General features: G+C 62.1%; 9 protein-coding genes. 1 reads left to right on the top strand and 8 read right to left on the bottom strand.

The window, feature by feature from the left end; all coding sequences use genetic code 11:
- The first annotated feature begins 222 nt into the window (after positions 1-222).
- Complete coding sequence (locus ASD01_RS19800; RefSeq protein ID WP_060521771.1) at positions 223-897, top strand: methyltransferase domain-containing protein; 675 nt, start codon at positions 223-225, stop codon at positions 895-897.
- Between the two features lie 97 nt (positions 898-994).
- Here the strand turns inward: ASD01_RS19800 and ASD01_RS19795 are convergent, their stop codons facing one another.
- The 8 genes from ASD01_RS19795 to ASD01_RS19760 all read right to left on the bottom strand — a co-directional run bounded on the left by ASD01_RS19795 (position 995) and on the right by ASD01_RS19760 (position 12,294).
- The gene (locus tag ASD01_RS19795; protein WP_060644298.1) at positions 995-2,161 is read right to left on the bottom strand and encodes an SGNH/GDSL hydrolase family protein; all 1,167 of its coding nucleotides are present in this window, start codon (positions 2,159-2,161) and stop codon (positions 995-997) included.
- Positions 2,162-2,658: 497 nt separating this feature from the next.
- The gene (locus ASD01_RS19790) at positions 2,659-3,795 is read right to left on the bottom strand and encodes a glycosyltransferase family protein (RefSeq protein WP_177235716.1); all 1,137 of its coding nucleotides are present in this window, start codon (positions 3,793-3,795) and stop codon (positions 2,659-2,661) included.
- Entirely contained in the window at positions 3,795-5,039 is a 1,245-nt protein-coding gene (locus tag ASD01_RS19785; RefSeq protein WP_060644296.1) for a glycosyltransferase family 4 protein, read from the bottom strand. Before ASD01_RS19785 ends, ASD01_RS19790 begins: the two co-directional genes overlap by 1 nt.
- A gap of 4 nt (positions 5,040-5,043) precedes the next feature.
- Entirely contained in the window at positions 5,044-6,261 is a 1,218-nt protein-coding gene (locus ASD01_RS19780; RefSeq protein ID WP_060644295.1) for a glycosyltransferase family protein, read from the bottom strand.
- Between the two features lie 70 nt (positions 6,262-6,331).
- Positions 6,332-7,507 carry an ABC transporter permease gene (locus tag ASD01_RS19775; RefSeq protein ID WP_090426408.1) on the bottom strand — a complete coding sequence of 392 codons (1,176 nt, stop codon included), beginning with the start codon at positions 7,505-7,507 and terminating at the stop codon, positions 6,332-6,334.
- A complete protein-coding gene (locus ASD01_RS19770) occupies positions 7,504-8,502 on the bottom strand; it encodes an ABC transporter permease (protein ID WP_034799190.1) in 999 nt (332 codons plus the stop codon). The genes ASD01_RS19775 and ASD01_RS19770 overlap by 4 nt, the downstream gene beginning before the upstream one ends.
- A 1-nt stretch (position 8,503) precedes the next feature.
- Positions 8,504-10,405: an ABC transporter substrate-binding protein gene (locus ASD01_RS19765; protein WP_060530248.1), complete on the bottom strand. Its 1,902-nt coding sequence runs from the start codon at positions 10,403-10,405 to the stop codon at positions 8,504-8,506.
- Positions 10,402-12,294: an ABC transporter ATP-binding protein gene (locus ASD01_RS19760; protein WP_060644294.1), complete on the bottom strand. Its 1,893-nt coding sequence runs from the start codon at positions 12,292-12,294 to the stop codon at positions 10,402-10,404. The genes ASD01_RS19765 and ASD01_RS19760 overlap by 4 nt, the downstream gene beginning before the upstream one ends.
- Positions 12,295-12,343 lie beyond the last annotated feature (49 nt).

The raw sequence follows: 12,343 nt of genomic DNA, 5'->3' as shown, positions 1-12,343 counted from the left end.
TCGGCGACACCTCCGGACGGGTACCCTACGGCACGCTCCTGAAGGGACGCCTGCATATTCCGCCCGGCGCCGAATCCGGTTGATCGATTATGCAGGTGCGAGGGAAATCTGCAATGGACGCGGTTTCCAACAGGCGGCCTTGAAGTCAACCGGCAGAGGTCGACGCTCCCGAAAGCACACGCCGTTATTGCACTCGCTCGATGCGCAGCTTACAACGACCGCATGAAACAAACTAGCCATCCCCCCTGCCAAACCAGCGATTGGTACGAGCATGCCTTCGATCTCGCGCGTGGCATCGCCGCCTATACGCGCAGTCCGCTGATCGAAGGGATCGGCCGGGTGATCGCCAAACATCCCGACGCCCACATCGCCAATGCCTTCAACCACAAGCAGGTTGCCTGCAAGGTCTGGGCGCGCGATACGCTCTTTGAGGTGGCCGGCCCCTCCTACGGCAAGATCGCCATCCTCGGCGGCTGGTACGGCATTCTCGGCGCCATGCTGCTGGAAGACCAGCGCTTCGATGTGGCCGCAGTCGACAGCTTCGACATCGATCCGGACGTCGAAGCGGTGGCGCGGACGCTGAACGCGGCCTTTCCGGACAAGTTTCATGCCGTGACGGCGGACATGTATGCGATCGACTACGCGGCGCTCGCGGCAGACGTGGTGATCAATACGAGCTGCGAGCATATCGCAGACCTCAAGGCATGGCTCGATCGCATTCCGGCCGGTACGCGGGTGCTGCTCCAGTCCAACGACTATTTCAGCGAGCCGACGCATATCAACTGCGTGGCCTCGGTCGAAGAATTCGCCAAGCAGGCGGCACTGACGACCGTGGAGTTCGCCGGCGCGCTGCCGACCAAAAAATACACCCGCTTCATGCTGATCGGCACGGTCTGAACCGATCGAGATCGCACTTGTTTGCCGGGACAGCACCCGTGCGCTCCGGCACCGCTGTCTGTCTTCGGCCTCCACGGGTACCGCCGCCCCCCGACGTTCAGTCATGCGTCTCGGCGACCCTTGATTTCATCTCGTTCCAGAGCGACGACGCGGTTCCCGCGAAGGCCTTGTAGCCTGCCTCAAACGGATGTCCGTCGTTGTCAGGATAAAAGCGCTGCCCGGCCAGGATCGCATCCCGCAAGGCGTCGGTCGTTGCATCCACCGCACTGCGATACGGCAGATCAAGCCGGCTGGCGACCTCCCGAATTTTGTCCTCGAGTGCGATCTGACGCTCGACACTGCGGATGAAGGCGGGATCGGCAACCGCCAGCTGGCCACCGCGCCGAAGATGTTCGAAAACCACACGCTCCTTGGACGGAATCAGCAACAGTCCTACCCGTCCCCGTCCCTGCGCGGCCCAGTCGGCCGCAAAGCGTTCAAAGTCCGCAAGCATCGCCGCTGTCTCGGACGAGGCCAAATCGCTCATGCGACCGGCATCATCCACATAGCGCCTCGACACGGGTGGGATCCCGTCCGGGAACCGGTAATATTCGGACGCTTCATCGCTGCCCGTGCCAAGGAAGCGCGCATACAAGCTCGTCACACGGTCCTTTATCGCATATTGATAAGCGCTCAGAAGCGCGACGTTCTCGAACAGCTTCGTCTTGATGCTCGCCGATCGCGCCTTGGTGCATTGCGTATGGCTTCCGGTCGGACTGAAGAGAGCCTGCAGGTGAAGCCGCGCCTGCTCTGCAAGCCAGAAGTCGGAACGCGCGTTCATGATATCGCATGCCGAAAAAACGATCGCGAAGTCGTTGCCTGGGAAAATGGCGACGATCGCGCCTTTGGCTCCATTTGCCAGCGCGTCGTGGACGATCGCGTGGTAGGTGTAGATGCCGTAACTTCCGACACCGAAATTGTAGGTGTGTTCGCCGGTGATGGCCTGGAAGACGGCCGGCCAGGCCTGGCCGCTTTCGACGTTGTTGCCATAGGTCATCGAGTCGCCGATTGCGGCGACTTGCAAGCCCTGCCGTGCGCCTGCCGGGTCGCGGAAGCCGTCCTCGTCAACGCCGGAAAGGGTGGGATCGAGACGATAGCCATACTTCTCGTCAATGCTTCGATGCGACTGCGTTCCGATCGGAAAGGGCGTGAACATGCGCAGCATTACCTCCCCGGCCCCCAATGCCAAGGTCACTGAGATCAACAGCGCGATCAGATTTCTCAACTGCCCCTCCTGCCTTACGCGCTCGACGCGCCGAAATCCCCTGGCATTGCTCTGCGGCCGCCGTTCACCGCGGGTGCCCCGCTGCCTCCACGCTCGCCAGCCGGCGCCGCTGCAGCGCACAGGCGATGCCGTGCGCGAGAGGCCAGCGGATGTTGGAGAGGTAGACAAGGCAGGAAAGCCGTACGGGAAACTCTTCGCCAAGAGTATGACCCAGTCCTGGCAAGACCTTGAGTTTAGTGCACACAGGAACCCAGGTTATCGTTCGGTGGAAATGCACTGCGTATATTCAGAATCAGTATTGTTGATTTCACTAACATACCATTCCGGAGACAGCCAGCCGGGACACGCAGAACGCGAGGAAAATATCCAGGCTCCGTACATACTGGCAGATAGACGAATGGTCGCCCGACCATTGGTTTGCCGAGCGACTTTTCTATTTCGGTGGTTCCGCTCAAGGGCGGACTTCAGCGGAGACCGATGGGCACCACCGACTACGGCTAGCGAACCGTCTGAAGCCCCAGTATCTCCGCCGTTCTAGCGGCGCCGTTCAGGTCGAGCGGTGGGATCTCCGGCCTTGGCCGCGCCAGCATCGTCTCGACGTCGCGGGCCAGCCTCTCCGGTGTTACGTCCGCTTCTGGCAGAACGCCGGCAAGGCCGAGCTTTTCGAGCCTTTCGGCGCGGGTCGACTGCTCGGTCTCGCCGCCGGCGACGAAGGGAATGAGCAGCGACGCACAGCCGGCACGGAAGATATCGCAGACGGTGTTGTAGCCGGCCTGGGAAACCGAGAGCCGCGCACCCGACAGAAGGCTCGCGAAATCCTTGCGGAAGCGGAACAGATGCACGTTTGCGGGCGCTGCGGCGGCAAAGCCGTCATAGTCGTCCTGCGGCAGGTTCGGCCCGGTGATCAGGCACCATTTCAGGTCGCCCGCAAGCAGCCCGGCCGCCTGTAGTGCCGCGCCGATCAGCTCCTTGCCGACCGCGCCACCGCCAGCCGAAACAAGTACGTCGAACCTTTCAGCCGGAGGTTCAGGGGCATGGCCGGCGACAAGACCGGTATAGACGATCTTGTCTTCGATCTCCGCCGTATACGGATAGGTCTCCTCGAGCCGCGCAAAGGCAGGATCGCCATGCACGAGCACGAGGTCGAAATGCGCCCTGACAACGTCGAGGGTTTCTTCGGCGCGCCCGGGCTTCGTCCGCTCCTGCAGGATATCGCGCAGCGATGCGGCAACGAGGGGCCGCGGCTCCTGCTTCTCGATCACCTCCAGCAGCGGCATCAACTCGAAACGCATCTGGCGGCGGCCAAAGGGGAAGGCTTCGAAGATGACGATGTCAGGCTTGCAGGCAAGAAATGCCTCGATCAGCAGGTCCCGGCGCTCTTGCTTGAAAGCCTCGCTGACGGGGTTTCCCTCGCCGTCGGCAAGTCCGCTAAACCCCTTGTCGCCAGCCAGCACCGGCGGCAGGGCCACGTGTTTCACATCGTTTGCGGGGAACCCCGGCACCGGGCTGCCGCCCGTCACGACGGTCACGTCATAGCCTTTGGCCGCCAAGGCGCTCGCGATCCGGCTTGCTCGCGCCAGATGACCGATGCCGAGCAGGTGCTGTACGTAGAAGAAGACGCGACGTGCGGACATCAGGCGCCTCTCCATTCGCTGGCGAACAGGCCGGCGAGTTGTTCGATGCTGGTGTGGTGGTCGAACTGGCCGCGAACCTTCCGCTCGGCCGCATCGCCGAACCTGTGGCGAAGTGCCGGATTGCGGATCAGTTCCTCAAGTGCGACCGCAAGCGCCTGCGGATCCTCCGACGGAACGACACGGCCGTTCTCGCCGTCCTCAAGGAGTTCCGGAACGCCGGATATGGCCGTCGAGACGCAGGCCAGCCGCTGGCTCGATGCTTCGACAAGCACGTTCGGCAGCCCGTCCCGATCGCCGTCCGCGGTGATCCGGCAGGCGAGCGCGAAGATGTCGCTTGCCCGATAGTGCGCAAGCACATCGGTCTGGTCGAGCGCGCCCTTCCAGACAATGCGGTCGGAGACGCCGAGCTCCGTGGCGAGCGTCTTCAACTGGCCGGTCAGTTCGCCGGCGCCGATATGCTCGAACCGCCAATGAAGCTCTGCCGGCAGCTTGGCCAGCGCCTTCAGCAACACGTCGTAGCCCTTTTTTCCAACGGCACGGCCGACGCTGACGATGCGGACGGGATCGGCCGGATCGGAACCGGTGCGATTGGAATGCGTGCCGTCGAAATGCGGGAAACGGTCGAGGTCGAGGCCATGATAGCTCAGATGTACTCTCGATTTGTCGCTGGCAAGGCTGCGGAGATGCTCGTATCCCATGCGTGTGCAGGTCACGGTCCAGCGCGCAAGGCCGAGCTTTTCGGACAGTTCCCAGTCGGGCGAGGTCCAGATGTCCTTTGCATGCGCCGAACAGGTCCAGGGCGTGCCGGCAATCACGCTGGCATAGGCCGTCACCGAGGCAGGAGTATGGATGAAATGCGCGTGCAGCCAGCGCGGCTGTCCAGGCCATTCGGAGGCGAGCACCAGCGCCTGGCCGAGCCGGCGAAAGCGGTTGCGGCTGAAGTCGCGCGGCAGGTCCTTGAGGAACAGACCCAAGGCGCGCCAGAAACCGGGTTTCGGCAGACAGCGCACGAGCCCGCGCAGAACCCTTAGCGGCTCCTCATGCAGATATTCCGGCAGGTAGTGGACGTCGGCGCGGATTTCGTCATGTACCGGGTGGCGCTTGCCGTCCGTCGGACGCCGAAGCGAGATCAGGACGAGTTCGATCCCGGCGCGCTCGAGGCCAAGCAGTTCCTGGGCGATGAATGTTTCCGAAAGACGCGGGTAGCCCTTCAGCACGACTGCAATCTTGCGGTCTGTCGGCAATGCTTCAGCTCGATTTCTTCACGATGTTCAGGTGGTCGCTCGACGGCCGATCGAGCCATCTGCCGACGATCTCGGAGATGTGTACGAGGCCTTCCAGCCGCAGGCCATTGGCGCTGCTTTTCGACGGTGGCTCACGATAAGGCAGCGCCCTCAGCGCCGCCGCCAGCCGTAACGGATCCTCCGCCTCGTCCGGCAAGAGCATCTCGATCAGCCCCAGCTCGGCAGCCCGGCGCGCGCGGATCAGTTGCTCCTCGCGCGGCTGGATGCGCGGCACGATCAGCGCCGGCTTGTCGAAGGAGAGGATTTCGCAATAGGTGTTGTAGCCGCCCATGGCGACGACGCCCTTGGCGCCGGCAATGAGCTCTTCCATGCGATTGTCGAACTCGATGATCTTGATATAGGGGATCTTGCTGCCCTTGCGGATCAGCTTTTCCCGCTTCTTGACCGGCATGTAGGGTCCTAGCACGATCAGCGCCTTGTGCGTGAGCCCCGGATCCTGCTGATAGGCATGGATGACGTCGTGGATCAGGTCCGCCCCATCTCCGCCGCCGCCGGTGGTGACGAGGATGTAGTCGCCCTGAGGCTTATGACCCGGCAATTCCTCGCGCGGGACGCTGCGCTGCAGAAAACCGACGAAGTTCATGCGCTCGCGCACCGCGGGCGGCACGTCGAGTTCGGTCAGGGGGTCGTAGAAATCAGGCGGGCCGTAGACCCAGATCGTGTCGTAGTACTGCTCGATCTTGCGCATGGTATCGCGCCGCTTCCACTCTGCCTCGAGCAGGTGCGGCGCATCCATGACCTCACGCAGGCCGAGGACGAGCGTCGTGCCGTGCGCTTTCAGATAGGTCAGCGTTTCCTCGACCTCGCCGCGCAGGCCCATCGGCTCCTTGTCGACGATGAAGATGTCCGGCTTGAAGGTCTCTGCCGTATGGCGAATGATCGCCTGGCGCATCTTCAGCGTTTCATCGAGTTCGATATGGCGGTCGAGCGAGGTGTAGTCGCCATTATGCAGCTTGATCACGCTCGGGATCTTCACGAAATCCACGCGCGCGCGATAGTCGAACGCGCCGGCAATCGTCGCCCCGGAAATGATCAGGATGTTCAAGCCGCGATAGTCTTCCACCAGCGAATGCGCGATCGTGCGGCAGCGCCTGAGGTGTCCGAGCCCGAACGTGTCATGGCTATACATGAGGATCCGGGCATCTTCAAAACGCCGCATCATGCAAGAAACCTTTCACTCAGGGTAAGATGAACCGTTTCACGCGGGCCGTATGGCTGCGTCAAACCGGGCTTCATTTGTAGGGATCCGCCGCGTCACGCAACCCATCTCCCAAGAAGTTGAACGCCAAAATCACAAGAATGACCGGAATTGTGGGAAATAGGAGCCAGGGATAGAAGGCAATGACGCTGACGCTTTTCGCCTCCGTCAGCAGAATGCCCCAGCTGGTGATCGGCGGCCTGAGACCGAGGCCAAGGAAGCTGAGCGCCGTTTCCCCGAGGATCATGCCGGGAATAGAGATGGTCGCGGTGGCGATCAGATGCGACATGAAACCGGGCACGAGGTGCCGGCCGATGATGCGGCTGCTCCTTGCACCCATAAGCTGGGCCGCAAGCACATAGTCTTCTTCGCGCAAGGCCAGCAGCTTCGAGCGGACAGCGCGCGCAAGCCCGGTCCAATCGAGCAGGCCGAGGATGATCGTGATCGCCAGATAGATGAAGATCGGACTCCAGGTCGCCGGCATGATCGCCGCCAGCGACAGCCAGAGCGGGATACTCGGGATCGATTGCAGCACCTCGATGACACGCTGGACGATGAGGTCGAAGACGCCGCCGTGGTAGCCGGCAAGGCCGCCGATGACGATGCCCAGCACGAAGCTGACGGTAATGCCGAGAAGGCCGATCGTCAGCGAAATCCGCGCGCCATAGATGATGCGCGACAGCACGTCGCGCCCGAGGCGGTCCGTTCCGAGGAAGAAGGCCTCGCCGCCCGTTGCCGGGCAGACGAAATGCACGTTGCTTTCAAACAGCCCCCAGAAGCGATAGCCGTCGCCGCGGCAGAAGAAGCGAAGCGGCTGCACATCGTTGGTATCGTCGGCGTAGTTGCGCTTCAGCGTATCCATGTCCAGCGTCATCGTGCGGCCGTAGACGAAGGGACCGACGAACTTGCCCTCATGGAAGAGATGCACCGCCTGCGGCGGCGCATAGATATAGTCCATATTCCGGGTATGCAGGTTATAGGGCGCCAGAAACTCGCAGACGACGATCATCAGGTAGAGCACGACGAGAAAAACGCCGGACGCAAGCGCCAGCTTGTGACGGCGGAATTTCCACCACATCAGCCGCAGCTGCGAAGCCTGGTTGACGCGCACCTGCTCGTCCGTCATCGCCTCGACGGAATAGGGGTCGAACGGAGCCGTAGATACGTAGTGCGGCATGGGCTCGCCGGGCGCCGGAAGAAATGACGTCACTTGGTGCTCCTGCCTTGCAGCCGAATTCGAGGATCAAGAATGGCGAGCGCGATGTCGGAGATCAACACGCCGATCACCGTCAGGAAGGCCAGGAACATCAAGAAAGACCCGGCAAGATACATGTCCTGGCTCTGCAACGCCTTGATCAACATCGGGCCGGTGGTCTCGAGCGAAAGCACGATCGCGGTGATTTCCGCGCCGGAGATGATCGCCGGCAGGATCGAACCTATATCCGAGATGAAGAAGTTCAGCGCCATGCGCAGCGGATATTTCACCAGCGTGCGCATCGGCGAAAGGCCCTTGGCGCGTGCCGTCACCACATACTGCTTCTGCAGCTCGTCAAGCAGGTTGGCCCTCAGGCGCCGGATCATGCCGGCGGTTCCCGCCGCGCCAACGATGATGACCGGTATCCAGATGTGTTCGAGGATCGATTTCGCCTTTTCCCAACTCATAGGTTCAGCGAGATACTTCTGGTCCATCAAATGGCCGATCGAAATCCCGAACCAGATATTGGCGAAATACATCAGGATCAGCGCCAGCATGAAGTTGGGGATGGCGATGCCGATCAGGCCCATCAGCGACAGGCCATAGTCGCCCCAGCTGTACTGATGGGTCGCCGAGTAGATGCCGATCGGGAAAGCGATCAACCAGGTGAAGATGATGGTGACGAAGGAAACGAGGATCGTCAGCCACAGGCGGTCGCCGACGACGGCGCTCACCGGAAGCTCGTACTCGAACGAATAGCCGAAATCGCCCTGCAGCATGCCGCCGAGCCAATAGACGTAGCGCAGGACCGGCGGCTGATCGAAGCCGTACTCCTTCCTGAGCGCCTCGATCTGCTCCATGTCGACGCCTTCGCCCTGCGCCTTGATCTCGGCGACATAGCTCTCGAAGTAATCTCCTGGCGGCAGTTCGATGATGGTGAAGACAAGAGCGGAAATGATGAGGAGGGTCGGAGCCATCGCCGCGATACGCCAGAGAATATATCGCAGCATGTCAGGCTTCCTGTTCGATCCAGAAGGTGTCGGGTTTGTAGACACCGAAATAGCACGTGGGGTCGAAGCCGTAGAGCGCAGTGTCGGGCACGTTCCTCAGCTTCTTTGCCACGAGGATCGGCTGGAGCGAGGCGTTGACGATGCCGATCGAGAACACCTGGTCGGTGTAGATCGAGAGCATCCGGCTCCAAATCTCCGTCCGCTCGGCGTCTTCGGCCGAATGCCGCCAGCGCTTCAGCAGTTCCGTCAGTTCCACGGCTGCCGGAAGGTCCGGGGCCTGGCCCATTTCGCCGTGGGAAAGATAATTCAGCCCCCAGACCGGCCATTGCAGCTGGTCGTCCGCGGTCGGCGCAAGCTGGCCGGGGTTCATGCTGGCCGTCGGCACGCCGTTGTCTATGCCGAACCACATCGACATGATGATCTCGCCACCGACGGCGCGGCTGCGGAACGTGTCGCGTTGCGAGGTCCGGATGAAGAGCGATATCCCGACCTTCTGCCAGTAGTCGGTGATGAGCTGCAGCACGTCCGTCTCGAGTGTGCTTTCCCCGGCCGTTTCCACGACGATCTGCGCCGCGCGGCCGTCGGAGAGAATGCGGATGCCGTCGCTGTCCTTCTTGGTCAGGCCCGCTTCGTCGAGCAGCGCATTGGCCTGTTCCGGATCGTGGGCGACCCAGGCATTGGCGAACTCGGGCCGGAAGAGCGGGCTCTCGGGCAGCACCGTGTCGGCGCTCTCCTTCGTCAGCCCGTAGAACACCGCCTTGTTGATTTCGGTGCGGTCGATGGCAAGCGACAGGGCGCGGCGAACGCGCACATCCTGCAGCAGTGCCCGCCAGACCGCATCCGAGCAGTTGAGGTTGGGAAGCAGCGCCAGGCGCGAGCCCTGCGTCTTCTTCCACAGCAGCACTTTCGCCGGATAGCGCTTCTCGGAATCCTTGAGGAAGGTGTAGTCGACGAAGTCGATACCGGTCGCCTGCAGGTCGCTTTCGCCGGTGCCGGTCTTGGCCGGGATTAGCGCAGACGAGCTGACGCTGAGCACGAACTTGTCGATATAGGGTAACTGCAGGCCGTTCTCGTCGACGCGATGATAGTAGGGATTGCGCTCGAAGACGAATTGTTCGGCCGGAAGCGGCGTCGTGTTGCGCCAGGGGTCCAGCGTCGGCAGGTCCGGGTTTTCCGGGCGGTAGGAACGGGCCATGCGCATGTGCAGCTGGCTCCATTTCTTGACCCGCTCCTCCTTCATCAGGGCCTTGAGCTTGTCTTCTTCCTGATATTTCTCATGGAACTGTTTCAGGTAGGTCGACGGCATCACCACCACCATCGGCTGGGCGCCGGCGAGCTTCTGCAGGAAGTCAGGATTGGGTGTCGACCAGGAATAGCGCACCGTGCGTTCGTCGATGATCTCGAACTTGGCGGCCTCGCCATCCATGACCAGCGCCGTCGGCAGCCCGGCCGGGCTCAGCTTCTCGTTATTGAGAACGTCGTCCCAGCAATAGCGGAAATCCTCCGACGTCAGCGGCGTGCCGTCGGACCACTTGTGGCCTTCACGGATGTGGAAGGTGAAGATGCGGTCCTCGACCGTTTCGAAGCTTTCGAGAACGTCCGCTTCGATCTTCAGCGCTTCGTCGAAGCCGACCAGACGGGCATAGCCGTAGATCGTCATCAGGCGGATGTCCTTGGCGCTGCCGATCAGCATCCGCACCTCGCCGCCGTACTTGCCGGGCTGGCGCCCCATGGCCGCGACGTTGATGACACGCGGCGTCTTCGGCAGGCGCTCGGCAAGCGGCGGCAGCTTGCCGTCGGCAATCTGCTTTTCCCAGAATGCGGGCTCGCCTGCAGCTGCAAAGAGCCGCGTCGGCAGAGCCACGGTCGCAAGCAATGCCAGTACAGTTCGGCGGGTGATCATGGCCGCAACTCCCTTGCATCCACGGATCGGCGCGCCAGCACGATGTGGTCACCACCGAGATCCGCGGGGATCAGCGCGTCGCCGGCATCATCGTCCCGGAACTGCGGTCCCCAGCGCCGCATGTCCGAACCTTCGCTGTCCTTCAGCAGTTCGAAATCCAGCGGCCGGTCGAGATCCGGATAAGGAACCGCCGCCAGCAGCGACTTGGTATAGGGATGAACAGGATTGCGCATCAGCACCTCGCGCGGCGCCAGCTCGACGATACGCCCGGCGCACATCACGGCGATGCGGTCGGCCATATAGTCGACGACAGCCAGATTGTGCGAGATGAACAGGCAGGTCAGTCCCAGTTCCTTCTGCAGGTCCTTCAGCAGGTTGAGGATCTGCGCCTGGACGGAGACGTCGAGCGCGGAAACCGGCTCGTCGCAGATCAGCAGCTCCGGCACCAGCGCGAGAGCCCGCGCGATCCCGATGCGCTGGCGTTGACCACCGGAGAAGCTGTGCGGGTACCGATTAATGAAGCGCTGGTCGAGACCGACGGCCTGCAGCAGCGAACGCACCGTTTCTTCGCGCGATTTGCCCGTTCCGCGCCCGTGGATCTCGAGCGGCTCGCTGAGGATGTTCTTGACCGTCATGCGCGGCGAGAGCGAGGAGACCGGATCCTGGAAGACCATCTGGATCTTGGACCGCATGGCCTTAAGGTCGTCGCCCTGCACTTTCAGCACATCGACCGGCCCCTCGCCATTGTCGAAGATCACCGAGCCCTGGTCGGGCGTGACGGCCCGCATCAGGATCTTGCTGACGGTGGTCTTGCCGCAGCCGCTTTCCCCGACGAGGCCGAGGCACTCGCCACGGCGGATATCGAAGCTGACATCGTCGACGGCGCGATGCAGCGTATCTTCGCCACTGCCGAACCAGGACGATTTGCGCGTTCCATAGGTCTTCGAGACATTGCGGACGGACAAAAGCACGTCGGGACCGGTGCGCCGGTCGGCGGCCGAGGTCCCGAGCAGCGTTCCGGCCTTGACCGGCACTTCGCGCAGTGCCTTCAGCCGCTCGCCGGGCTTCATGTCGAAATGCGGAACCGCGGCCATCAGGCCCTTGAGATAGGGATGCTGCGGGTTGCGGAAGATCGCCTCGACCGGACCCGCCTCGACGATCTGGCCGTGATAGATCACCACAACCTCGTCGGCCATGTTGGCGACGACGCCAAGGTCATGGGTGATCAGCAGCATGGCCATGTTGAGCTTGACCTGAAGCTCGCGCAGGAGTTTCAGGATCTGCGCCTGAACGGTCACGTCGAGCGCTGTCGTCGGCTCGTCGGCGATCAACAGCGCCGGCCGGCAGATCAATGCCATGGCAATCATCGCGCGTTGCCGCATGCCGCCGGAAAGCTCGAACGGATACATGTCGTAGGCGCGCTTCGGATTGGCAAAGCCCACATAGCCGAGCAGCTCTTCCGTTCGCGCCCGACGTTCCGCCTTTTCCGCGTCGGTGTGGATCTTCAGCACTTCGGAAATCTGGTTTCCGATCGTGTGGAGCGGCGACAGCGATGTCATCGGCTCCTGGAAGATCTTGCTGATGCGCGTGCCGCGCAGGCTGCGGATCTCCTCCCCTTCCCGCTCCAGCGAGAGCAGGTCGATCGGCTTTGCAGCCGTCGTCGGGTCGTTGAACAAAATTTTGCCACCAACCTTGGCGACGTTGGGCAAGATGCCCATCACCGCCTGGCTGATTGCGGATTTCCCCGATCCGGACTCGCCGACGAGCGCCGTCACCTTGCCGGGCAAAATTCTGAAATTCGCGTTATTGACGGCTTGAACTTCGCCGCCGAGCACCGAGAATGTGATCCGCAGACCTTCAACTCGAAGCAGGTCCGCCCCAGATGTCATAGCAGCACGCTTCCCTCATTGCTTTTTATCCGCCGCCTCTAAAAAAAGA

It is taken from the genome of Ensifer sp. Root423 (assembly GCF_001426275.1).
GTDB lineage: Bacteria > Pseudomonadota > Alphaproteobacteria > Rhizobiales > Rhizobiaceae > Ensifer > Ensifer adhaerens.
This window is presented reverse-complemented; position numbering and strand designations above follow the sequence as displayed.

What these genes read in the sequence shown, in the direction of transcription:
- ASD01_RS19790 (WP_177235716.1), bottom strand. Translation starts at nt 3,795, where the DNA reads ATGTCCGCACGTCGCGTCTTCTTCTACGTACAGCACCTGCTCGGCATC.
- ASD01_RS19770 (WP_034799190.1), bottom strand. Translation starts at nt 8,502, where the DNA reads ATGCTGCGATATATTCTCTGGCGTATCGCGGCGATGGCTCCGACCCTC.
- ASD01_RS19800 (WP_060521771.1), top strand. Translation starts at nt 223, where the DNA reads ATGAAACAAACTAGCCATCCCCCCTGCCAAACCAGCGATTGGTACGAG.
- ASD01_RS19780 (WP_060644295.1), bottom strand. Translation starts at nt 6,261, where the DNA reads ATGATGCGGCGTTTTGAAGATGCCCGGATCCTCATGTATAGCCATGAC.
- ASD01_RS19760 (WP_060644294.1), bottom strand. Translation starts at nt 12,294, where the DNA reads ATGACATCTGGGGCGGACCTGCTTCGAGTTGAAGGTCTGCGGATCACA.
- ASD01_RS19765 (WP_060530248.1), bottom strand. Translation starts at nt 10,405, where the DNA reads ATGATCACCCGCCGAACTGTACTGGCATTGCTTGCGACCGTGGCTCTG.